General features: G+C 70.7%; 22 protein-coding genes. 7 read left to right on the top strand and 15 right to left on the bottom strand.

Going from position 1 to position 22,054, the window contains the following annotated elements:
• The first annotated feature begins 28 nt into the window (after positions 1–28).
• Both G3I77_RS17035 and G3I77_RS17030 read left to right on the top strand, forming a co-directional pair.
• Positions 29–2,386 carry a ribonucleoside-diphosphate reductase subunit alpha gene (locus tag G3I77_RS17035; RefSeq protein WP_248504642.1) on the top strand — a complete coding sequence of 786 codons (2,358 nt, stop codon included), beginning with the start codon at positions 29–31 and terminating at the stop codon, positions 2,384–2,386.
• Positions 2,386–3,393 carry a ribonucleotide-diphosphate reductase subunit beta gene (locus tag G3I77_RS17030; RefSeq protein WP_248504640.1) on the top strand — a complete coding sequence of 336 codons (1,008 nt, stop codon included), beginning with the start codon at positions 2,386–2,388 and terminating at the stop codon, positions 3,391–3,393. Before G3I77_RS17035 ends, G3I77_RS17030 begins: the two co-directional genes overlap by 1 nt.
• Here the strand turns inward: G3I77_RS17030 and G3I77_RS17025 are convergent.
• A complete protein-coding gene (locus tag G3I77_RS17025) occupies positions 3,306–3,548 on the bottom strand; it encodes a hypothetical protein (RefSeq protein WP_248504638.1) in 243 nt (80 codons plus the stop codon). The two genes, G3I77_RS17030 and G3I77_RS17025, sit on opposite strands and share 88 nt — an antisense overlap.
• A gap of 93 nt (positions 3,549–3,641) precedes the next feature.
• On the opposite strand from G3I77_RS17025, the gene G3I77_RS17020 reads away from it, so the two are divergent.
• Positions 3,642–4,607 carry a GlxA family transcriptional regulator gene (locus G3I77_RS17020; RefSeq protein ID WP_248504636.1) on the top strand — a complete coding sequence of 322 codons (966 nt, stop codon included), beginning with the start codon at positions 3,642–3,644 and terminating at the stop codon, positions 4,605–4,607.
• A gap of 13 nt (positions 4,608–4,620) precedes the next feature.
• Here the strand turns inward: G3I77_RS17020 and G3I77_RS17015 are convergent, their stop codons facing one another.
• The 10 genes from G3I77_RS17015 to G3I77_RS16970 all read right to left on the bottom strand — a co-directional run bounded on the left by G3I77_RS17015 (position 4,621) and on the right by G3I77_RS16970 (position 14,769).
• Complete coding sequence (locus G3I77_RS17015) at positions 4,621–5,991, bottom strand: cytochrome P450 (RefSeq protein WP_248504634.1); 1,371 nt, start codon at positions 5,989–5,991, stop codon at positions 4,621–4,623.
• The gene (gene cyc1, locus G3I77_RS17010) at positions 5,988–7,073 is read right to left on the bottom strand and encodes an epi-isozizaene synthase (RefSeq protein ID WP_248504633.1); all 1,086 of its coding nucleotides are present in this window, start codon (positions 7,071–7,073) and stop codon (positions 5,988–5,990) included. Before cyc1 ends, G3I77_RS17015 begins: the two co-directional genes overlap by 4 nt.
• Positions 7,074–7,369: 296 nt before the next feature.
• Entirely contained in the window at positions 7,370–8,020 is a 651-nt protein-coding gene (gene def / locus G3I77_RS17005; RefSeq protein WP_248504631.1) for a peptide deformylase, read from the bottom strand.
• Positions 8,021–8,158: 138 nt separating this feature from the next.
• Positions 8,159–9,139, bottom strand: a complete 981-nt coding sequence (locus G3I77_RS17000) for a tetratricopeptide repeat domain-containing protein (RefSeq protein WP_033314438.1) — start codon at positions 9,137–9,139, stop codon at positions 8,159–8,161.
• 117 nt (positions 9,140–9,256) lie between these two features.
• The gene (locus G3I77_RS16995; RefSeq protein ID WP_248504629.1) at positions 9,257–10,504 is read right to left on the bottom strand and encodes an HD domain-containing protein; all 1,248 of its coding nucleotides are present in this window, start codon (positions 10,502–10,504) and stop codon (positions 9,257–9,259) included.
• Positions 10,501–11,838 carry an HD-GYP domain-containing protein gene (locus G3I77_RS16990; RefSeq protein ID WP_248504627.1) on the bottom strand — a complete coding sequence of 446 codons (1,338 nt, stop codon included), beginning with the start codon at positions 11,836–11,838 and terminating at the stop codon, positions 10,501–10,503. The genes G3I77_RS16995 and G3I77_RS16990 overlap by 4 nt, the downstream gene beginning before the upstream one ends.
• Before the next feature lie 152 nt (positions 11,839–11,990).
• A complete protein-coding gene (gene rsrA, locus G3I77_RS16985) occupies positions 11,991–12,302 on the bottom strand; it encodes a mycothiol system anti-sigma-R factor (RefSeq protein WP_059416550.1) in 312 nt (103 codons plus the stop codon).
• Positions 12,299–12,985 carry a sigma-70 family RNA polymerase sigma factor gene (gene sigR, locus G3I77_RS16980; protein ID WP_248504959.1) on the bottom strand — a complete coding sequence of 229 codons (687 nt, stop codon included), beginning with the start codon at positions 12,983–12,985 and terminating at the stop codon, positions 12,299–12,301. The genes rsrA and sigR overlap by 4 nt, the downstream gene beginning before the upstream one ends.
• A 310-nt stretch (positions 12,986–13,295) precedes the next feature.
• On the bottom strand, positions 13,296–13,943 hold the full coding sequence (locus tag G3I77_RS16975) for an alpha/beta family hydrolase (protein ID WP_248504957.1): 648 nt from the start codon (positions 13,941–13,943) through the stop codon (positions 13,296–13,298).
• A gap of 10 nt (positions 13,944–13,953) precedes the next feature.
• The gene (locus G3I77_RS16970; protein WP_248504625.1) at positions 13,954–14,769 is read right to left on the bottom strand and encodes an SOS response-associated peptidase; all 816 of its coding nucleotides are present in this window, start codon (positions 14,767–14,769) and stop codon (positions 13,954–13,956) included.
• A 105-nt stretch (positions 14,770–14,874) separates the two neighbouring features.
• Between G3I77_RS16970 and G3I77_RS16965 the strand changes: the two genes are divergently transcribed.
• From G3I77_RS16965 to G3I77_RS16950, 4 genes are all read left to right on the top strand, one after another.
• A complete protein-coding gene (locus G3I77_RS16965; RefSeq protein ID WP_248504623.1) occupies positions 14,875–15,597 on the top strand; it encodes a M50 family metallopeptidase in 723 nt (240 codons plus the stop codon).
• Positions 15,598–15,707: 110 nt separating this feature from the next.
• A complete protein-coding gene (gene aroA / locus G3I77_RS16960; protein WP_248504622.1) occupies positions 15,708–17,024 on the top strand; it encodes a 3-phosphoshikimate 1-carboxyvinyltransferase in 1,317 nt (438 codons plus the stop codon).
• A 17-nt stretch (positions 17,025–17,041) separates the two neighbouring features.
• Positions 17,042–18,052 (top strand): ribosome small subunit-dependent GTPase A, encoded by a 1,011-nt coding sequence (gene rsgA, locus G3I77_RS16955; RefSeq protein ID WP_248504621.1) that lies wholly within the window; start codon positions 17,042–17,044, stop codon positions 18,050–18,052.
• A gap of 138 nt (positions 18,053–18,190) precedes the next feature.
• Entirely contained in the window at positions 18,191–18,514 is a 324-nt protein-coding gene (locus G3I77_RS16950) for a multidrug efflux SMR transporter (RefSeq protein WP_030851564.1), read from the top strand.
• Positions 18,515–18,521: 7 nt separating this feature from the next.
• On the opposite strand, the gene G3I77_RS16945 is transcribed toward G3I77_RS16950, so the two are convergent.
• The 4 genes from G3I77_RS16945 to G3I77_RS16930 all read right to left on the bottom strand — a co-directional run bounded on the left by G3I77_RS16945 (position 18,522) and on the right by G3I77_RS16930 (position 21,855).
• Positions 18,522–19,127, bottom strand: coding sequence for a TetR/AcrR family transcriptional regulator (locus G3I77_RS16945; RefSeq protein WP_248504620.1), 606 nt, complete (start codon positions 19,125–19,127; stop codon positions 18,522–18,524).
• Between the two features lie 244 nt (positions 19,128–19,371).
• The gene (locus G3I77_RS16940; RefSeq protein ID WP_248504619.1) at positions 19,372–20,190 is read right to left on the bottom strand and encodes an ABC transporter permease; all 819 of its coding nucleotides are present in this window, start codon (positions 20,188–20,190) and stop codon (positions 19,372–19,374) included.
• Complete coding sequence (locus tag G3I77_RS16935) at positions 20,187–21,149, bottom strand: ATP-binding cassette domain-containing protein (RefSeq protein ID WP_248504618.1); 963 nt, start codon at positions 21,147–21,149, stop codon at positions 20,187–20,189. The genes G3I77_RS16940 and G3I77_RS16935 overlap by 4 nt, the downstream gene beginning before the upstream one ends.
• Positions 21,150–21,183: 34 nt before the next feature.
• Complete coding sequence (locus G3I77_RS16930; protein WP_248504617.1) at positions 21,184–21,855, bottom strand: DUF4097 family beta strand repeat-containing protein; 672 nt, start codon at positions 21,853–21,855, stop codon at positions 21,184–21,186.
• Between the last annotated feature and the right edge of the window lie 199 nt (positions 21,856–22,054).

The following is a 22,054-nucleotide window of genomic DNA, read 5'->3' as shown; positions in this document are numbered from 1 at the left end:
CCCCGTGCCGAGCGAGGGAGAGCCCCACGTGACCATCGCGCCAGCCGAACCGGTCTCAGCCGCCGAAGAAGAGCACGACGCTCCCGGTGCCGCGCTGCTGCGGACCCTGACCGAGCTGACCGCCGACCTCCCCGACGCCGACCCCGGCCGGGTCGCCGCCGCCGCGCTGCGCGGCCGGTCCGCGCGGGCCGACGAGTCGGAGTTGCGCGAGCTGGCGACGGAGGCGGCCGCCGGTCTCATCTCCGAGGACCCCGCCTACTCGCGGCTGGCCGCCCGGCTGCTGACCATCGGCATCCGCGAAGAGGCCGCCTCGCAGGGCGTCACGTCCTTCACCGAGTCCGTCGCGGCCGGCCACCGCGAGGGTCTCATCGCCGACCGCACCGCCGAGTTCGTCCGGCTGCACGCGGCCCGGCTCGACGCCCTGATCGACACCGGCGCCGACGACCGCTTCGGCTACTTCGGGCTGCGCACGCTGCACAGCCGCTATCTGCTTCGGCACCCGATCACCCGCAAGGTGGTCGAGACGCCCCAGCACTTCATGCTGCGGGTGGCGAGCGGCCTCGCCGAGGACGACACCCCACGCGCACTGCACGAGGTCGCGGCTCTCTACGGGCTCATGAGCCGCCTCGACTACCTCCCCTCCTCCCCCACCCTCTTCAACTCGGGCACCCGGCACCCGCAGATGTCGTCGTGCTACCTCCTCGACTCCCCCAAGGACGAGCTGGACTCCATCTACGACCGGTACCACCAGGTGGCCCGGCTGTCGAAGCACGCCGGCGGGATCGGACTCGCGTACTCCCGCATCCGCGCCCGCGGTTCACTGATCCGCGGCACCAACGGGCACTCCAACGGCATCGTCCCGTTCCTGAAGACCCTCGACGCCTCGGTCGCCGCCGTGAACCAGGGCGGGCGCCGCAAGGGCGCGGCCGCGGTCTACCTGGAGACCTGGCACTCCGACCTCGAGGAGTTCCTGGAGCTGCGCGACAACACCGGTGAGGACGCCCGCCGTACGCACAATCTGAACCTCGCGCACTGGGTGCCGGACGAGTTCATGCGGCGCGTGAACGCCGACGCGCCCTGGTCGCTGTTCTCCCCCTCGGACGTGCCCGAGCTGGTCGACCTGTGGGGCGAGGAGTTCGACGCCGCGTACCGGGCGGCCGAGGCGAAGGGCCTCGCGAGGAAGACCCTGCCCGCCCGTGAGCTGTACGGGCGCATGATGCGCACCCTCGCGCAGACCGGCAACGGCTGGATGACCTTCAAGGACGCCGCCAACCGCACCGCCAACCAGACGGCCGAGCCGGGCCACGTCGTCCACTCCTCCAACCTCTGCACGGAGATCCTGGAGGTCACCAGCGACGGGGAGACGGCGGTCTGCAACCTGGGCTCGGTCAACCTGGGTTCGTTTGTCGATACATCGACCGGCGGCCTGGACTGGGAGCGGCTGGACGAGACCGTCCGTACGGCCGTGACGTTCCTCGACCGGGTCGTGGACATCAACTTCTACCCGACCGAGCAGGCGGGCCGCTCCAACGCCCGCTGGCGCCCGGTCGGCCTCGGCGCCATGGGCCTGCAGGACGTCTTCTTCAAGCTGCGCCTGCCCTTCGACTCGCCCGAGGCCAAGGCGCTGTCCACCCGCATCGCCGAGCGCATCATGCTCGCCGCGTACGAGGCCTCCGCCGACCTCGCCGAGCGCAACGGCCCGCTGCCGGCCTGGGAGAAGACCCGCACGGCCCGGGGCGTGCTGCACCCCGACCACTACGACACGGAGCTCACCTGGCCGGAGCGCTGGTCGGCCCTGCGCGAGCGCATCGCCGCGACCGGCATGCGCAACTCCCTGCTCCTCGCCATCGCTCCCACGGCGACGATCGCCTCCATCGCGGGCGTCTACGAGTGCATCGAGCCGCAGGTGTCCAACCTGTTCAAGCGCGAGACGCTGTCGGGCGAGTTCCTCCAGGTCAACTCCTACCTGGTGGACGAGCTGAAGCGGCTCGGCGTGTGGGACGCGCGCAGCCGGGAGGCCCTGCGTGAGGCCAGCGGCTCGGTGCAGGACTTCGCCTGGATCCCCGAGGACGTGCGTGCCCTCTACCGCACGGCGTGGGAGATCCCGCAGCGCGGTCTGATCGACATGGCGGCGGCCAGGACCCCGTTCCTGGACCAGTCCCAGTCCCTGAACCTGTTCCTGGAGACGCCGACCATCGGCAAGCTCTCCTCGATGTACGCCTACGCCTGGAAGTCCGGGCTGAAGACGACGTACTACCTGCGCTCGCGCCCGGCGACCCGCATCGCCCGCGCCGCCCAGGCCACCGTCCCCGTGCAGGCCACCCCGGACCCCGAAGCGGTCGCCTGCTCCCTGGAAAACCCCGAGTCCTGCGAGGCCTGCCAGTAATGAGCACCCAGAACCTTCTCGACCCCGGCTTCGAGCTCACGCTGCGCCCCATGCGCTACCCGGACTTCTACGAGCGCTACCGGGACGCCATCAAGAACACCTGGACCGTGGAGGAGGTCGACCTCCACTCGGACGTCGCCGACCTCGCCAAGCTCTCCCCCGCCGAGCAGCACCTCATCGGCCGGCTGGTCGCCTTCTTCGCGACGGGCGACTCGATCGTCGCGAACAACCTGGTGCTGACGCTGTACAAGCACATCAACTCCCCCGAGGCGCGGCTGTATCTGAGCCGGCAGCTCTTCGAGGAAGCCGTGCACGTCCAGTTCTATCTGACGCTGCTCGACACCTATCTGCCCGACCCGGAGGACCGTGCTGCGGCCTTCGCGGCCGTGGAGAACATCCCGTCCATCCGCGAGAAGGCCTCGTTCTGCTTCACGTGGATGGACTCGGTGGACAAGCTCGACCGGCTGGAGACCCGGGCCGACCGCCGCCGGTTCCTGCTCAACCTGATCTGCTTCGCCGCCTGCATCGAGGGCCTGTTCTTCTACGGCGCCTTCGCTTACGTCTACTGGTTCCGCAGCCGGGGCCTGCTGCACGGCCTGGCCACCGGGACCAACTGGGTGTTCCGCGACGAGACGATGCACATGTCCTTCGCCTTCGAGGTGGTCGACACCGTCCGCAAGGAGGAGCCGGAGCTCTTCGACGACCGGCTCCAGCAGGAGGTGACGGACATGCTGCGGGAGGCCGTCGAGGCCGAGCTTCAGTTCGCGCGCGACCTGTGCGGCGACGGCCTCCCGGGCATGAACACCGAGTCGATGCGGCAGTACCTGGAGTGCGTCGCCGACCAGCGGCTCACCCGCCTCGGCTTCGCTCCGGTGTACGGCTCCGAGAACCCCTTCTCCTTCATGGAGCTCCAGGGGGTTCAGGAGTTGACCAACTTCTTCGAGCGGCGGCCCTCCGCGTACCAGGTGGCGGTGGAGGGCACCGTCGACCTGGACGAGGACTTCTGAGCCGGTTCGCCTTCACGGATCTCCTGGGCCTCCCTGATCTGACGGTCGATGCGCCGCTCGCGTACCAGACCGAGCACGGACGGGAGGACCAGGAGGACCAGCGTCCCGAGTACGAAGACCATCGCGATGAGTGTCTGTGCCTGGTTCGTGTTCATGGACACCACTGTCGCGCCGATTACTCCTTACCGTCAGTGGCAGTACTGCCGTGGACCCTCGAATTACTGCCACCGGGGAGGCACACTGAAGGCATGCTGCAGAACGTGGCCGTCGCCCTCCTCGACGGCGTGAACCCCTTTGAACTCGGTGTGGTGTGCGAGGTCTTCGGTACCGACCGCAGCGACGACGGCCTGCCGGTGTACGACTTCGCCGTCGCCTCGGCCGAGGGCCCGGTCCTGCGCATGAACTCGGGCTTCTCACTGCACGTCGAACACGGTCTGGAGCGGCTGGAGAGGGCCGACCTGATCGCCGTGCCGGCCGGGCAGAGCTATGCGTCCCGTGCGTTCCCGCCCGAGCTGCTGGACGCCTTGCGGCGCGGGGTCGACCGCGGCGCCCGGGTGCTCAGCGTCTGCTCCGGCGCCTTCGTGCTGGCCGCTGCCGGGCTGCTGGACGACCGCCGCTGCGCCGTGCACTGGAAGCACGCGAAGGAACTCGCCCGGCAGTACCCGCGTGTCGCCGTCGAGCCGGACGTGCTCTACGTCGACGAGGACCCGGTGATCACCTCCGCCGGCACGGCCGCCGGTATCGACGCATGCCTCCACCTGGTGCGCAAGGAGCAGGGCTCCGAGGTCGCCAACAAGATCGCCCGGCGGATGGTGGTGCCGCCGCACCGCGACGGCGGCCAGGCCCAGTACATCGAGCGCCCGCTGCCGCACTCCGAGGCCGACACGATCGGCGAGGTGCTGGCGTGGATGGAGCGCCATCTCGACGAGGAGGTCACCGTCGAGCAGCTGGCCGCCCGCGCCCACATGTCGCCGCGCACCTTCGCCCGCCGCTTCCAGCAGGAGACGGGTACGACTCCCTACCGCTGGGTCCTGCGCCAGCGCGTGCTGCTGGCCCAGCGGCTGCTGGAGGCGACGGACGAGACCATGGACACGATCGCCGGCCGAACGGGGTTCGGCAACGCGGCCACACTGCGCCACCACTTCGTCCGGGCGGTGGGGACCACCCCGAACGCCTACCGGCGCACGTTCAGAGGCCCCGAGGCGGCCGCCTGAGACCCGGCTGGCGTCATCGTGCGACCGGCCGCACCCGCAGGTCGTGCGGCCTCAGCGTGATGCCGACGCGGGTGGCGTCCCTGGAACCCGCCACCTGCTCGAACCGGTACCTGGTGGCCAGCGCCGCCGTGACCAGCGTCAGCTGGGCCATCGAGAAGTGGTCGCTCGGGCACTTGCGGTTGCCCACGCTGAAGGGGCTCATGGCGTGCTTCGGGATGTCCTTGACCCGGTCCGGAAGCCAGCGGTCGGGGTCGAACTCCAGGTTCCGCTCGTACGACTTCGGGTCGCGCTGGATCGCGTACGGGCTGTAGATGATGTCCGCCCCGTACGGAATACGGTATCCACCGAGTTCCGTGTCCCGCACCGCCCGGCGCGTCAGAATCCAGACGGCGGGGCTCAAACGCATGGACTCGATGACGACATTGTTGGTGTGCCTGAGTCCTCGGACGTCTGCGAATGCCACCGGCCTCCCACCGGTGACGGCTTGCACTTCGTCACGCACCCGGTCCGCGTGTTCGGGGTGCTCCGCGAGCATATGCAACAGCCACATGATCGTGGAGGCGATGGTTTCGCTGCCGGGGGTGAGGATCGCGACGACTTGATCGTGGATCTCCTGTTCCCCGATCGGGTCGCCATTCTCGTCCTTGGCCTCCAGCAATGCCGTCAGCAAATCGTCCGGCTTTTGACCGGATGCCCGGCGCTCGGCGATGATCTCGTCGACGAGGAGATGCAAATCAGCCAATGCCCGGTTGAATTCGCGGTTGGCCGGGAGCGGCAGGTTGTAGAGCGGTCCGAGCGGGACCACCATCCGCCGGTACATCCCCCGGAAGACGGTGGCGAGGGCGACGCACAGCCGCTCCGCCCGCTCGTCCATGAAGTCGCCGCGCAGCAGGCAGCGGGCCGCGATGCGCACGGCCACCCGGAAGGACTCGGAGGTGCAGTCGATCGTCTCGCCGGGCTTCCAGCGCTCGGTGAGCGCGTGGGCCTCCTCCTCCATGATCGGGCCGTAGGCGGGGATGGCGTCGAGCCGGAAGGCGGGCTGGATGGTGCGCCGCTGGCGCCGGTGCCGCGGTCCGTTCGCCGTGGCCACGCCCTCCTTGCCGAGCAGGCCCTCCAGGGACTCCCACAGCGGCCCGGCGATGATGAAGTCGTTGCTCAGCGCCAGGGCACCGGTCAGGGCCGGGGCGGTGACCGCGTACACCGTCTTCGGCCCGAGCTTCAGCCGCACGACGTCGCCGTGGTCGCGCAGCCGGGACATGAACGCCAGCGGGTCGCGCGCCAGCTTCCAGCCGTGCCCCAGGACGGGGACACCACCGCCCGCCCGGGGCGGCTCCCGCAGTTCCACGGCCGGCGGGGTTTCGGGCTTCACAGACTCGACGGTCATTTCTCACCTTCCGCTTCGTTGTCGACGTACGGGGGTGTGGACCGGTCGTCCCAGCTGTCGACCATGTACCGGCCTGACTCGTGGTGGAACCAGTAGACGGAACTGAACCAGTTCCGCATATTACTCAGGCAGGCCCGCACAGCGGCGCTCAGTTCCTTTCCCCGCACGGAGTCGTCGGCGAGGTCGTCGGCAAACCGTAAGGCTTCCTGTTCGACATCGAGGAATTCGGCGATACATTCCTCGACACGGCGCCGCACTTCCGCGACCGCCTGTTCCAGAGTCAGCCCCTCATGGGTGATAAGACTGATTCCGAGATTGTGCACCTCGTCGCCCGCTATCTCTTTCGGAAGCGAACAGAGATCGTTGTACCAGGCGGCGAATTCTTGACTCAGCAGCGCCGCCCGCCGGTATGCCGGGTGTTTCCGCACGGTGTCCGGGAGTTCACATCCGGCGGTCGGCTCCAGCAGGTCCGTCCATATCCAGTGCGCGAAGGTGAGCCGGCGCAACCGCAGGTATTCCTCGACCGTCGGGACGATTCCCTGGGTGCGATTGTGGAACTCCCGGTCGTACGCGTCGATCACCGCGTGGAAGTGCCGGGCGAACCGGAGGTTCCACGTCTGGGGCAGGAACGCGTACAGCCGCAGCACACTGTCCGCGAACCCGGCGACCAGTGGGTCCTCGTGGTGCAGGTGCTCCCCGGGGGAGTCGAGGGCCGAGTGCAGCCGGTCCCGCAGCAGCCGCCAGGCGGCAGGGCGGCCGTGCACGATGTAGCGGTCGTGACGGTCGTCCCAGACGAAGAACCACGCGCTGTAGTCGGCGATCGCCTGTATGACCTCGTCGGAGGCGCCGATGTAGTACCCGGCCATGAGGTCGGTGTAGCAAAGGCCGTCGGCATATTCCTCCACCTTGTCCGCCGGCATGAGCCGCTTTTCGAGCAGCCAGGCCCGGGTCTTCTCCTGGCACTTCGGCCAATACGGGTGGAGTTGCCGGGGAAACGCCGCCTCGATCACCGGGAGAGAGAGCGACGGTGGAACTGCGATCGCGGTCGGTGTCGATGTGGTGCCGTGTGACAAAGCATGCACGAACTAACCCCTCTCAGACGCCAGTTGGCGCGGGCCGCCCCTCCCTTCGTGCCGGGCGTGCGCCGTTGCATACCCCGCTCATCCCATTCAGCACTACAACTGACCGTTCTGGGAACGTATTTGCTTCATTCACTACCCCACAGTGCCGGGAACCTCCCGCTGTGTGACTACCGGTGGATCACCAGGAGAGCAGAAGCGATCGAACATGCGACGGACAGGCGAACGGCGCAGTCGAACGGCGTCTGTTCGGGGTGGGAAACCCGAACAGACGCCGTGCGCCTGATGAGGCTGAGGTCTCAGTCGTTGGCCACCACGGGGTAGCGGGGCTCGTTCTCGGCCATCTGCCGCAGCGCGTCCTTGCGTTCGCGCTTGGAGAGCCGGTCGATGTACAGGTAGCCGTACAGGTGGTCCGTCTCGTGCTGCAAACACCGTGCGAAGTATCCGGTGCCGCGCACCCGGATCGGGTTGCCCTTCTCGTCCTGCCCGGTCACCTCGGTGTAGTCGGGCCGGGCGAGCGGCGCGTACGCGGTGGGCACCGACAGGCAGCCCTCGTTGCTGTCGTCCAGGCGGCGCTGCTCGGCGGGCAGTTCGACGAGCTTGGGGTTGCAGACGACACCGGTGTGCCGGACACCCTCGTCGTCCGGGCAGTCGTAGACGAAGACCTTCGCGTCGACGCCGATCTGGTTGGCGGCCAGGCCCACGCCCTCGGCGGTGCGCTGGCTGGCGAACATGTCCGCGACGAGCTGCTGGAACTCGTCACCGAAGTCGGTGACGTCCGTGCACTCCTTGTGCAGCACCGGGTTCCCGACCACCGTGATCGGCCGCGAGGTCCCCCGCTCCCGCCAGGCCGCCTCGCGCTCCTCGCAGTCCTCCGTGTCGATCACGTACCCCTCGTCATCGACGGGGAGCACGCCCGCGTGCTGCTGATCGGTGTCCTGCTGAGCCATGACGTTACGTACGCCTTCCTGAAACTGACCGGGCTGAGATGCTGATACAGATTACGCCGGTCTCGGACGCCCCTTCTTGCCTCGGGGGCGCGGGGAACTGCGCGATCAGCCCCCACGGCGCCGCACCCGCGGGACGACCTAGCACACCTCTTCCAAATCCCGCCAATCCCGAGAATCCGGACTGTCGGCGACCCACCCGTCCAGCAACCCCCGAACCAGCGAAGCCGGCGCCGCCAACCCGCACTCCCGCTCGGGAACCCACAGCTGCCCGTCCGTCCGGTGCCCCAGCGGCCCGGGATGCCCCGGCTCGCTGTGATCATGCGGATCGAGATGCTCCCCGTCGCCCTCGTCGGACGGCATCCGGGACTCCGAGCACATCCGGCACAGCAACCGCACCGAGGAGGACCAGTCCTCCGCGGCGAACCCGGCGTCCGCGGCAAGCTGCTCCAGCGCGTCCCGGTCCGCCTCCGTCGCCGCCTCCAGCAGCACCACCCACGTCGGCACGGGCGACGGCGCCCACAGCTCGATCTCGTCGAACACCGGGTACGTGTGCCCGGCGGCCGTCGTCCGCTCCCCGTGCGGCACCCCGTCGTGCAGGACGACCTCACCCCAGCGCCGCCCCGACGACGGCAGCGGGATGGACAGCACCTCGATCCGCGCGGGATCCAGCCGCCGCCCCCACACGACCTCGGCCTCCCCCTCCGGGGACAGCCGTACGGCCGCGCTGCCGAGGTCCATGCCGAGGGGCTCACCGGAGTCGTTGGCCGCCCCGGGCACCCGCAGCCCGTAGGCCTGCCAGGCGCGCCGGGCCAGCGGCCAGTCCTGGAGCGCGGTCGCGGCGATGCCGACGTTCCACCAGTCAGGCGCTCCGGTATCCCGGTCGAGCAGCGCCACGGCCCTGAGTCCGGCCGCTCGCGCCTGCTCCCAGTCGTGCCGGAACTTGTGCAGCAGCGCGAGGTTGAACCAGGACTCGGAAAGCCAGGGCTCCAGATCGGCGGCACGTGTCAACAGGGCGCCTGCGTCCTCGTACCGGCCGTCGCCGATGAGGGTGAACGCCCGGTCTGTGGCCTGCCGCCAGGAGGCGGAGGGCCGGTGCCGTCCCTTGCCGAAGATCCTCACGATTCCCGCCTGCCAGTTCCGTGCGGTGGGCTGGCCGTAGCTGTGTTTCGAGCCCCCGGACACCTTCTCCTTCGCATCCAACCACGTACGGCCTCGAGGGCGCTCATTACCCATGGGTTACCCAGTCACGGGCAGGGTCAGACTGCTCCTTGCCAGTACTCGTGCCAGTGATTCCACCACTTCCGGGGCGTACGTCCCGGCGGTGGCGAGCCGGAGTTCCTCCAGCGCCGTCAGCGGCCCGCCGGGCCCTCCTTCCCGGGACTTCTCCTCGTACGCGTTGACGGCCCGGACGATTTGCGCGGCGAGCGGCTGCTCGGCGTAGGGGTCGGCCTGCCGTTCCACGACCACGGCCACCGCCTCGTCGACGCCCGTCTGCCGTACGACGGCTCCGCCGAGCAGCGCGATCCGCCGCTGCTCCGCGGCGGGCAGCGCGGCGGTGGCGCCCGCCGGCACCGGGTCGACGAGGCTCAGCTGGCCGATGTCGTGCATGAGCGCGGCGTACTCCAGTACGGCCAGCTCGGGCTCGGTCAGCCCCAGGTCACGCCCCACCGCCTGGCTGACCGCTGCGACGCGCCGGGCGTGGCCGCAGGGGGTGTATCCGGCGACCTCGGTGGCCCGGGCGAGGGAGGCGATGGTCTGCCGGTAGGTGGCCCGGACGGCGGCGTACCGGCGGAACGACATCTGGGCGAGCAGCAGCGGCACGGAGAAGACGGGCAGCGCCCACAGCCCCACGACGGCGACCGCCAGCGCCATCACCGCCCCGGTGGCGATGACGGCGGACCCGATGCCGCACACGGCCCGCAGTTCGTCCCGCAGGACCGGCCCGAAGGGCCAGCCGGTGCGGGTGTGGGCCTGGGCGGCGGCGAGCACCGCGTCGCACAGCGCGGTCAGGGACAGCAGCGCGAGCAGCAGCAGGGCGTAGGCCGGGCCGCCCAAGTCGTCGAACATCCCCCGGTTGTACGGGGCCTGGAAACACACGGCGACGAATCCGACGGTGAGCACGCGGCGCGCCAGGTGGTCGAGGGTGGGCCCCTGCCCGCGCGCGACGTGCGGCACGCTGCCGAGCAGCGAGGCGGCCAGGACGACGGCGACGACCTGGGCGGGGCCGTGGTGCGTGGCCCGTCCGCCGGCCTCCCCGAGCAGGGCGTAGGACAGGGCCGCGGCGGCCCCGAGCGGCGCCGGCTCCCGGATCTGCGCGCCGTTGCGCCGGGTGAGTTCGCCGACGGCGACGAGGACGCCGAAGGCGAGAGCGACCCGGCGTTCCTCGAGCCCCTGGTAGAGGGTGACGGCGAGGGAGCCGGCGGCGAGGAGGGCGGCGCAGGCGTGGACGAGGGTGAGGAGCGGTGGCGGCCGGTAGGCGCTCATCGGTGTGCTCCCGGGCGGCTGGGGAGGGGTGCGCCGGGCTGAGGCACCCGGGGCGGGCGGGTCTCCTCGTCGTCTGCGGTCACCGCCGGGTGCCATCCCGTCCGCCTGACGGCCTCGACGAGCGCCTCGACCATCACCGGGTCGAACTGGCTGCCCGCGCACCGCTCCAGCTCCGCCAGGGCCACGGCGACGGGCCGGGCCCTGCTGTAGCTCCGGGTGGAGGTCATGGCGTCGAAGGCGTCCGCGACCGCCACGACCCGTGCGGACTCGGGGATCTGACGACCCACCAGGCCGTAGGGGTAGCCGCTGCCGTCGAGCCGCTCGTGGTGGTGCAGCACCGCGGCGCGGGCCTCGCCGAGGAAGCCGATGCCGCGCACCATCTCGTGCCCGTACTCGGGGTGCAGTTCGATCACCCGCCGCTCCTCGGGCGTCAGCGGACCGTCCTTCCTGAGCAGCCGGGTGGGCACGCCCAGCTTGCCCACGTCGTGCAGGATCCCGGCGAAGCGGAGCACCTCGACGCGCTCGTCGGCCATGCCCAGCTCGCGCGCGATCATCATGGAGGCCTGCCCGACGCGCTCGCTGTGCCCGCGGGTGTACCCGTCCTTGATGTCGACGGCCTGCACCAGCGCCCGGATGGTGGCCTGATGGGCCGCGCGTTCGCGGTGGTACTGCGCGAACGCCCACCACGAGACGCACATGGGCAGCAGCACGAGCAGCGCGGCGACAGGCCCGTAGGGGCTGCGCCACAGGACGGCCATCATCAGCCCCGCGAGGCCGTGCACGGCGATCGGCGCGAGCGAGCGCGCCACCAGTCCCCGCCAGGCCCGCCGCACCGGCACCCGCTCCGCCGCGGCCAGGATCCCGCCGTCGAGCAGCGCGAGCACGAGGCAGAACGCCAGCACGGCCGCCCCGGCCGGACCGAGGGCGTAGGGGACGTCGCCCGCGACGACCGCGTCCCGCCCGCCGAGCAGCCAGTGCACCGTGGCCGCGGCCCACACCCCGAGAACGAGCTGGGCGGCCCGCCAGACGCGCCGCAGCGCCACGGGCCGCCGCCCGACCTGCGAGAGCAGCGCACCGGGGACGACCACCAGCGCCGCGGCGGGCGCCGGCAGCAGGAAGGCGCCGGCGAGCAGCACGGGGTAGAAGGTCCCTGCCGGGTAGGAGATCCCCACGAACCGGGACCGGGCGACGCGCTCACAGCCGGCGTACAGCGCCGCGAGCAGCGCGACCGCCCACCAGGGCGTGCGCACGCCCGGCGGCGGGAGCAGGCAGAGCAGCGCGGCTATGGCGACACAGGCGATGTAGACACGTGCCCGTGCCGGTACCGCTTCCATGAGCCCCTCCCCCGGCCATGACCGTCAGGCCCGGAGCCTAGGGCGGCGGCAGGGGGTCCACGGGCCGATATCCCGCGGATTCGCACGTTCGAGTGACGTGTTCGAGGGGGACTACCCGTTCTGGGGTGGGGTAGTTGAAAAGCGCAGGAGTGTCAGGACTCCTGAGGCGTGGCGGGCGAGGCCGTGACGTCCTGGTCGGGGACGGCCTGGCCGGAGCGGATCAGCTCGATCCGCCCCATGACCTTGTCCCGCAGGTCGCCCGGCACGTCGTCATGCCCGCAGCAGCGCTTGACGAGCTTCTTCACGGCTTGCTCGAGCCCGTACTTCTCGAGGCAGGGCGAGCACTCCTCGAAGTGGTGCTCGAACTTCACGCAGTCCGAGTCCGGCATCTCACGGTCGAGGAACTCGTAGAGATGATCGAGGATTTCGCTGCAATCCGTCTCGTGCGGCTCTCCGCAGCTCATGACCCCGAGCCTTTCGCTTCGTTCGTCTCTCCGGCACCGGCCGGGACCATCCCGCGGTCACGGGCGTAGTCCTCCAGCATGCCGCGCAGCTGACGGCGGCCCCGGTGCAGCCGGGACATCACCGTTCCGATGGGTGTCCCCATGATGTCGGCGATCTCCTTGTAGGCAAACCCCTCGACGTCCGCGAGATAGACGGCGATGCGGAACTCCTCGGGGATCGCCTGGAGCGCCTGCTTCACGTCCGAGTCGGGCAGGTGGTCGAGCGCCTGCGACTCCGCGGAGCGCAAGCCCGTCGACATGTGCGACTCGGCGCGGGCGAGCTGCCAGTCCTCGATCTCCTCGGCCGCGGAGCGCTGAGGTTCGCGCTGCTTCTTGCGGTACGAGTTGATGAAGGTGTTGGTGAGAATCCGGTACAGCCACGCCTTGAGGTTGGTGCCCTCGCGGAACTGGTGGAAGGACGCGTACGCCTTGGCGTACGTCTCCTGCACCAGGTCCTCGGCGTCGGCCGGGTTGCGCGTCATGCGCAGCGCGGCCGAGTACATCTGGTCGAGGAACTCGAGCGCGTCCCGCTCGAAGCGCGCACTGCGCTCCGCGGCCGTCTCCGCGCCCGTGCCGCCCTGGCCATCGGGCTGCTCCGCCTGGCCGTTTTCGGTCCCTGCGTCGGTCCCAGTGACCGGACCCACCTCCTCGAGTGTTCTCGTGAGACCGAGACCGGTCTCACCCGAATCGGAGGATAGACGACGATCCGGTCCGCCCGCCGCCCGAACAGGGGCGGTCTTGGCCGCGTGCAGCACCGTCCAGTCCAGGTCGGCGCGGCTGCTGCGGGTCGAATCAGATTCTGCCGGACGCAGCCCGTCCACGGGGTGATGGCGGGTGACGGGCGGGCAGATGGTCGAACCCATGCGGCGGACTCCCTCTCCTACGACGTCGGTGCTGGTCTCCAGCACGTACGTCCCGCACAACAGTGACCGCCGCCCCGGCATTCCCGAAGCTTTACCCGAGTGACCCGGTCCACTCCACAACCGCGTCCGTGACGACCGCCACGGCCTCGTCCTGCGAGATGTCCGCACGCTTGGGCACAGCGAAGCCGTGATCCCCGTACGGGACCTCCACGAGCGCGTACGTCCCCTCGGGGAACTCCTCCGGTTTCCCGAACGGGTCGTTGCCGCCCTGCACGACCAGGGTGGGCACCCCGGAGCCCAGCAGCTCGTCGGCGCGGGACTTCTCCGGCTTGCCCGGCGGGTGGAGCGGGAAGCTGAGCGCGAGTACGGCGTGGGCGCCCAGCTCGGTGGCGGTGCGGCAGGCCACTCGGGCCCCGGCGCTGCGCCCGCCGGAGACGACCGGCAGACCCGACTTCGCCAGTGCGGGCCAGATGCCCCGCCAGCCGGCGTCCAGGGTCTTCGGAGCGGGCGCCAGCTTCTTCCCGGCCACCCGCCAGGGCTGCTCCACCCGGGCCACGGTCACGCCGTGGGCGGGCAGGACCTCGGCCAGGGCCTTCAGGTCCCGGGCCTCGATGCCGCCGCCCGCGCCGTGGCTGACGGCGAGGACCAGCCGGGCCTGCTTCGCCTCGTGCCAGGTGATACGGGCGGTTCCGGCGTCGGTCTCGACGGTCTCGGTGGTCGTACTGGTCGCCTTCGTCACATGCGTCACGTCAGAAGAGTGTGCCCTCTTCGGGCCCTTCCAGCTCCTTCAGCAGCTCCGGCCCGTTGTTGCGGACGTTGCTGACGGCCGTGGCGACCGGGTAGGCGCGCATCAGCCCGGCGGGGGGCGGGGCGAGCAGCTCGCGCAGGTCGTCGGCGTCCGTGCGGGACGGGTCCAGCCAGGCGTCCCAGCGGTCGGGCGTCAGCATCAGCGGCATCCGGGGGTGGATCTCGGCGAGCGCTCGCGGCCCGTCGGCCGGTGACACCGCGAGCGGGCTCTGCTCGGCCTCCGTGGTGATGACTGAGCAGGTCACCCACCAGGCCTGCGGGTGGTCGTCCGGCAGCGTCCTGTCGCGCCAGAACTCGTACAGCCCGGCCATCGCGAAGACCGACCCGTCCGCCGGTGTCACGAAGTACGGCTGCTTGCGGGGCCGCTTCTTCTTGCCCTCGACCTCCAGCTCGCGCTCCTGGGTGCCGGTGACCCACTCGTAGTAGCCGTCGGCGGGCAGGATGCAGCGCCGGGAGGTGAAGGCGCGGCGGTAGGACGGCTTCTCGTGCACGGTCTCCGCGCGGGCGTTGATCATCCGGGCGCCGCCCTCGGGGGTCTTCGACCAGGACGGGACGAGTCCCCACTTCAGCGTGCGCAGCTGCCGAACCGGCCGCGGGTCGTCCGCGTCCTTCAGAGGGCGGTCCAGGACGGCGTAGACCTCTTTGGTGGGCGCCACGTTGTAGTCCGGCTCGAGGGTCTCCTCGGGCTCCCACTTCTCGACCTCAAAGATTCCTGCGAGATCCTCTGGCCTACGACTCGCTGAATACCGTCCGCACATACGTGCCACACTGCCAGGCCCACCCGTCACCCGACCACCACCCCCCAACGACGGCGCTACGCGCCGGCCCCCCGTCGACTCGCCCACAGGGAGCCAACGCCTTACATGGACAGCACCGCAATCGCCTCGCTCGCCTCCCTCTGGGACGAGGTCTCCGGCACGCAGCCCGACCCCGACCTGTGGGTGGTGATCGCGACCCTGGCCGCCGCGGCCGCCGTGGTGATCCCGCACGCCCTGTGGCGCGTCTCCCGCAACGCCATCACCATCGCCCACGAGGGCGGTCACGGGCTCGTGGCCCTGCTCACCGGCCGCACCCTCACCGGCATACGCCTGCACTCGGACACCAGCGGCCTGACCGTGAGCCGCGGCAAGCCGCACGGCATCGGCATGATCCTCACCGCGGCCGCGGGCTACACCGCCCCGCCCCTGCTGGGTCTCGGCGGGGCGGCCCTGCTGGGCTCCGGCCGCATCACGCTCCTGCTGTGGTTGGCGACGGCCCTGCTCCTCTCCATGCTCGTGATGATCCGCAACGCCTACGGCGCCCTGACCATGATCGTCACCGGCGGCCTGTTCGTGCTGGTGTCCTGGCTGGCCGGCCCTCAGGTCCAGGCGGCGTTCGCGTACGCGGTGGTGTGGTTCCTGCTGATCGGCGGAGTCCGCCCGGCCTTCGAGCTCCAGGCGAAGCGGGCGCGGGGCGGGGCGGGCGACTCGGACGCGGACCAGCTGTCGCGGCTGACGCACGTGCCGGCGGGGCTGTGGTTCTTCCTGTTCCACGCGGTGTCGCTGTGCTCGCTCATCGGCGGGGGACGCTGGCTGCTCGAGATGTGACGGCCGGCTCGAGGGGTCCGGGGCTGCCGCGATGTGCGGCTCCACCACGCGAGCGCGGCAGGCCCCCACGGCGCCGCACTCGGGCGACGGCCTGCTTATAAAGTAAAGGCATGGCCCCGAACACCGCAGACACCGCCCTCTGGCCCGCCCCGCACGCGAGCGGAGCCGTCGACGCGACGGTCCACGTGCCCGGGTCCAAGTCGGTCACCAACCGCGCCCTGGTCCTCGCCTCCCTCGCCTCCGAGCCCGGCTGGCTGCGCCGCCCCCTGCGCTCCCGCGACACCCTGCTGATGGCCGGCGCGCTGCGCGCCATGGGCATCGAGATCGAGGAGGGCGTGGGCCCCGACGGCACCGGCGAGGCCTGGCGTGTGCTCCCCACCGGACTGCGCGGCCCGGCCACGGTCGACGTCGGCAACGCCGGCACGGTGATGCGGTTCCTGCCGCCGGTCGCCGCGCTCGCCGACGGCGCCGTCCGCTTCGACGGCGACCCTCGCTCCTACGAGCGCCCGCTGAACGGGGTCATCGACGCGCTGCGCCGGCTCGGCGCCCGGATCGACGACGACGGCCGCGGCGCGCTGCCGCTGACCGTGCACGGCAGCGGCGCCCTGGACGGCGGCACGGTCGCCATCGACGCCTCCTCCTCGTCCCAGTTCGTGAGCGCCCTGCTGCTGTCCGGCCCGCGCTTCAACCAGGGCGTCGAGGTCCGCCACACCGGCGCCACGCTGCCCTCCATGCCGCACATCCGCATGACCGTCGACATGCTGCGCGCGGTCGGCGCCCAGGTGGACACGCCCGAGTCGGGCGGCGAGCCGAACGTCTGGCGGGTCTCGCCGGGGGCCCTGCTCGGCCGGGACCTGGTCATCGAGCCGGACCTGTCGAACGCCCAGCCGTTCCTGGCGGCGGCGCTGGTGACCGGCGGCAAGGTCGTCGTCCCGGACTGGCCGGCCCGCACCACACAGCCCGGCGACCGGCTGCGCGAGATCTTCACCGAGATGGGCGGCTCCTGCGAACTGACCGAGTACGGGCTGGTGTTCACCGGCTCCGGCTCGGTGCACGGCATCGACGTCGACCTGGGCGAGGTCGGGGAGCTGACGCCGGGCATCGCGGCGGTCGCGGCCCTCGCGGACTCCCCGTCGACCCTGCGCGGCGTGGCCCATCTGCGCCTGCACGAGACGGACCGGCTGGCCGCGCTGACCAAGGAGATCAACGAACTCGGCGGTGACGCGACCGAGACCGCCGACGGTCTGCACATCCGCCCGCGCCGGCTGCACGGCGGCATCTTCCACACCTACGACGACCACCGCATGGCCACGGCCGGCGCGATCATCGGACTCGCGGTGGAGGGCGTGCAGATCGAGAACGTGGCGACGACGGCCAAGACCCTGCCCGACTTCCCCGATCTGTGGACCGGGATGCTCGGGGCGTAGGACGCGGGGATCAGGTCATGCGCCGCTACGGCAAGCACACCGACGAGGACGACATCCGCACCCGTCCGGGCCGCCGGAACACCCGGCCCCGGACGAACATCCGCCCCAAGCACGAGGACGCCTCCGAGGGCCTCGTCCTCACCGTCGACCGGGGCCGTCTGACCTGCCTCGTCGAGGGCCGCGTGGTCATGGCGATGAAGGCCCGCGAGCTCGGCCGCAAAGCCGCGGTCGTCGGCGACCGGGTGGCCATCGTGGGCGACCTGACGGGCAAGAAGGACTCACTCGCGAGGATCGTGCGCATCGAGGAGCGCACCTCCGTTCTGCGCCGCACGGCGGACGACGACGATCCGTACGAGCGCGTGGTCGTGGCCAACGCCGACCAGCTGGCGGTCGTCACCGCCCTGGCCGACCCGGAGCCCCGCCCCCGCCTGATCGACCGCTGCCTGGTCGCGGCCTACGCCGGCGGCCTGGACCCGCTGCTGGTGCTGACCAAGTCGGACCTCGCCCCGCCCGACAAGCTGCTGGAGCTGTACGGCCACCTCGACATCCCCTACGTCGTCACCAGTCGCGAGGAACTGCAGAACGGCACCGCCGTCGCCCGCGTGCGCGCGCAGCTCGACGGCAAGATCACCGCGTTCGTAGGCCACTCCGGCGTCGGCAAGACGACCCTGGTCAACTCGCTGGTGCCGGAGGATCAGCGGCGTACGACCGGGCATGTGAACGCGGTGACGGGCCGCGGCCGGCACACCACCACCTCGGCGCTGGCGCTGCCGCTGTCGGGCAGTGCCGGCTGGGTGATCGACACGCCGGGCCTGCGGTCCTTCGGGCTGCACCACGTGGACCCGTCCCAGGTCATCCACGCCTTCCCCGATCTGGAGCCGGGCACCGAGGGCTGCCCGCGCGCGTGCAGCCACGACGAGCCGGACTGCGCGCTGGACGCGTGGGTGGCCGAGGGGCACGCGGATCCCGCGCGGCTGTACTCGCTGCGGCGGCTGCTGGCCACACGGGAGCGAACGGAAGGCGACTGACCTTCGCGTTGTTTGTCATGGCGTGCGGACGGTAAGTGCATAATCGCACCCAAGCGGGGCGCAAGCCTGGCCATAGCCTGACGAGCTCGGTGAAACTGAAGAAGCGGTCACTGAACGTGGGATACGGGAGGACGACTCATGGCGTGGCTGCTGGTCATCGTGGCCGGGTTGCTGGAGACCGGCTTCGCCGTGTGCCTGAAGCTGTCGCACGGCTTCACCCGGCTCTGGCCGACGGTCGCGTTCTGCATCTTCGCCCTCGGCAGCTTCGGGCTGCTGACCCTCGCGCTGAGAAAGCTCGACGTGGGCCCGGCGTACGCGGTGTGGACCGGCATCGGGGCGGCGGGGACGGCGATCTACGGCATGGTGTTCCTGGGTGACCTGGTGTCGACGCTGAAGATCGTGTCGATCAGTCTGGTCATCATCGGTGTGGTCGGGCTGCAGTTGTCGGGGTCGGCGCACTGACGCCCTGTCAGCCGGCCTGCCGGTGAAGGGCGCTGCGGACCAGGTCGGCGACGCCGCCCTCGCCGGGTGGCGCGGCCACACACGACAGGGCGAGCCGGACGGCGAGTTCGCAGGAGCGGGCCAGCTCGGCGGTGTCGGACTTGGGCGTGCCGGGGCCGGCCAGGAGAGTGGCGGCCCGGTCGCGGACGAGGGCGACGAAGTCGCCGGGTGAGGGCAGCGGCCCGTCGGCGCGGCGCTGGGCCGGTACGACGGAGGTGGACGGCACGGCCGTCAGGACCGGGGCGGGCAGCCGCTCACTCCAGCAGCCGGTGAGCATGGCGTGGACGAGGACGTTGTCCCGGGCCGCCGAAGCGGTCCACTCGGCGGTGGCGGTGAGCCGGTCGCAGAGATCGCTGTGCCCGGCGAGAGCGCGGTCCACCCCGGCGAGATAGCCGTCGGCCTCTCTCCTCACGAGCGCCCTGGCGAGACCGTCCTTGCTGCCGAACTCGTTGTAGAGCGTCTGCCGGGACACTCCGGCCGCCGCGGCCACGTCCACCATCCGTACGGCGGACCAGGGCCGGCGCACCAGCGCCGTGTAAGCGGCGTCCAGTAGCGATTCCCGCGCTGCAGGCATCTTCGCCTCCCCTTGGGGCGAGCGGCTCTGCGCCCAGGTTTGACGCGCGTGGAACCACTGTCAAGGGTTCGCGAGTGCGCGCGGGGGCGCGTTTCGGCCTTGTCACGCGGTGCGTTGGCCTGTGTGCCGGGGCCTCGCCCGTGCAGGGGAACGGGCGGCGCACTCCGGCGGGATGCCGGTGTACGCCGCCCTGGGGTGGGACGTTCGCGGGAGGCGGCCCGCGGGGTGAGGCCGTTCACGGCGGCTACTTCGGTTCGTCGTCGAACTTCGAGGTCGACCAGAAGTAGCCGAGCGCCGCGAGGCCCAGGCACCAGGCGAGGGCGAGCCATCCGTTGTGGCCGATCCCGGTGCCGAGCAGCAGGCCGCGCAGGGTCTCGATGGCCGGGGTGAACGGCTGGTACTCGGCGATCGGCTGGAACCAGCCCGGCATCGCGTCGAGCGGCACGAAGGTGCTGGACAGCAGCGGCAGCAGGATCAGGGGCATCGCGTTGTTGCCGGCGGCCTCGGCGTTCGGGCTGACCAGACCCATGCCGACCGCGATCCAGGTGAGCGCCGTGGCGAAGAGCACGAGCAGTCCGAAGGCCGCGAGCCACTCCAGGACGGTGGCATCGGTGGAGCGGAAGCCGATGGCCACGCCGACGGCGCCGACGAGCACCACACTGATGACCGCCTGCAGCACGCTGCCGATGACGTGTCCGATGAGCACCGAGCCGCGGTGGATCGCCATGGTGCGGAAGCGGGCGATGATGCCCTCGGTCATGTCGTTGGAGACGGAGACCGCGGTGCCGATCGTGGTGCTGCCGATGGTCATCAGCAGCAGGCCCGGGACGACGAACGCGATGTACGCGGAGCGGTCCGGACCGCCGCCGCCGATGCCCGCGCTCATGGTGTCGCCGAAGATGTAGACGAACAGCAGCAACAGCATGATCGGGGTGAGCAGCAGGTTCAGGGTGAGGGAGGGGTAGCGCCGGGCGTGCAGGAGATTGCGGCGCAGCATGGTGGCTGAGTCGCGTACGGCGAGGGAGATCCGGGAGGGGCGGGCGGGGGCCAGGGGTGCGCTCATCGGGCCGTCTCCTTGGGCTGGTCGGACTGGTCGGTGCTGCCGGTCAGGGCGAAGAACACGTCGTCGAGGTCGGGGGTGTGGACGGTCAGTTCGTCCGCTTCGATACCGGCGGCGTCGAGCCGGTCGAGAAGGGCGCGCAGTGCGCGCTGGCTGCCGTCGCCGGGGATCTGCAGGGCGAGGGACTCGTCGTCGCGGGTGACTTCGCGCAGGGTGGCGGCGGCGCTCTGGTAGGCGGCCGGGTCGGTGAAGCGGAGCCGGACGTGTCCGCCGGGAACGAGCCGCTTCAGCTCGCCGGCGGTGCCTTCGGCGGCGATGGTGCCGTCGTGGAGTACGGCGATGCGGTCGGCGAGTTCGTCGGCTTCCTCCAGGTACTGGGTGGTGAGGAAGACGGTGACTCCGCCGGTGACGAGTTCGCGGATGATCTGCCACATGTTGTGGCGGGCGCGGGGGTCGAGGCCGGTGGTGGGCTCGTCGAGGAAGATGATCCTGGGGTCGCCGACCAGGGTCATGGCGATGTCGAGGCGGCGTTTCATGCCGCCGGAGTAGGTGGAGGCCGGCTTCCTGGCGGCGTCGGTGAGGTCGAAGCGCTCCAGCAGTTCGGCGGCGACGCGACGTCCCTCGCGTGTGGGCAGGTGGTGCAGGTCGGCCATGAGGAGCATGTTCTCCTCGCCGGTGATCAGGCCGTCGACGGCGGAGAACTGACCGGTGACGCCGATCGCGGCGCGTATGGCCTGCGGGTCGGCGGCGAGGTCGTGGCCGCCGACGCGGATCTCGCCGCTGGCGGGGTCCGGGGAGATGAGGGTGGAGAGGATCTTGACGGCGGTGGTCTTGCCGGCGCCGTTCGGGCCGAGCAGGGAGAAGATCGTTCCTTCCGGGACGGCCAGGTCGACACCGTCGAGGACGGTCTTGTCGCCGTAGGACTTCCGCAGCCCGTTCGCCGCGATGGCCAGGTCGGTCATGAGAGAGGTGCTCCTTCGGACAGGCCGCGGGCTGCTACAGGCTGCGGGCGGTGATGTCGCCGTGGGCGGTGGTCGCGTGGATGGTCAGGCCGGGGGTGGCGCCGTCGGCGTTCTTGAGGGTGTTGTGGATCCGGCCGTAGCCGGTGCCGGCGTCCAGGGCGGCGGAGACGCCTTGGGCGGCGCCGACCGAGATGTCGCCCTGCTCGGTGCGCAGCGCGAGGGTGCCGCGTACGGCTTCGGCGATGCGGAGGTCGCCCTTCTGGGTGCTGATCTCGGCGGGTCCGCCCAGGCGGCCCACCGCGATGTCGCCGGCGAGGAGGGTGAGGCGGGCACTGTCGGTCTCGTCGAGCTTGACCGCGCCCTGCGCTGCCTCGAAGGCGACGTCGCCGAGGCGTCCGACGCCGCGGAGTTCGGCGGTGGCCGCCTTCGCCTCGACGCGGGAGCCGGCGGGCAGTTGGACGGTCACCTCGACGGCTCCGAAGTGGCCGAGGAGCCGGTTCTTCGCCGACGGGGCCCCGATGCGCAGGACGCCGTCGTCGTAGGCGATCTCGATCTGCTCCGCCGCCTTCATGTCGCGGCTCTTGGAGGCGTCCGCGGGCAGCACCTCGACAGTGGTGTCGGCCCGGTCGGCGGCGATGAAGCGGATGTGTCCGGCGGGGATGTCGAGGACGGCCGAGACGGGGGCGGGGCTGTGGAACTTCTGCATCGTGCTCTCCTTCGGTCCGTTGTTTCCAACGATGGAAAAGCTACGTTGCATTCACAGGCCTGGCAACAACTTCGTTGCACGCAATGACCATAGATGCAGTTCAGAGCCGGTAAATCATTTCAACGACCCTGACAACTAACGCAACAACACCACTCATACCGTTGCAATGAAATGAAGGTGAACGCTATGGTGCGGACAT

It is taken from the genome of Streptomyces sp. D2-8, assembly GCF_023184515.1.
GTDB lineage: Bacteria > Actinomycetota > Actinomycetes > Streptomycetales > Streptomycetaceae > Streptomyces.
Note: the sequence above shows the minus strand (reverse complement) of the source record. Positions and strands in the feature narration are given on the sequence as shown.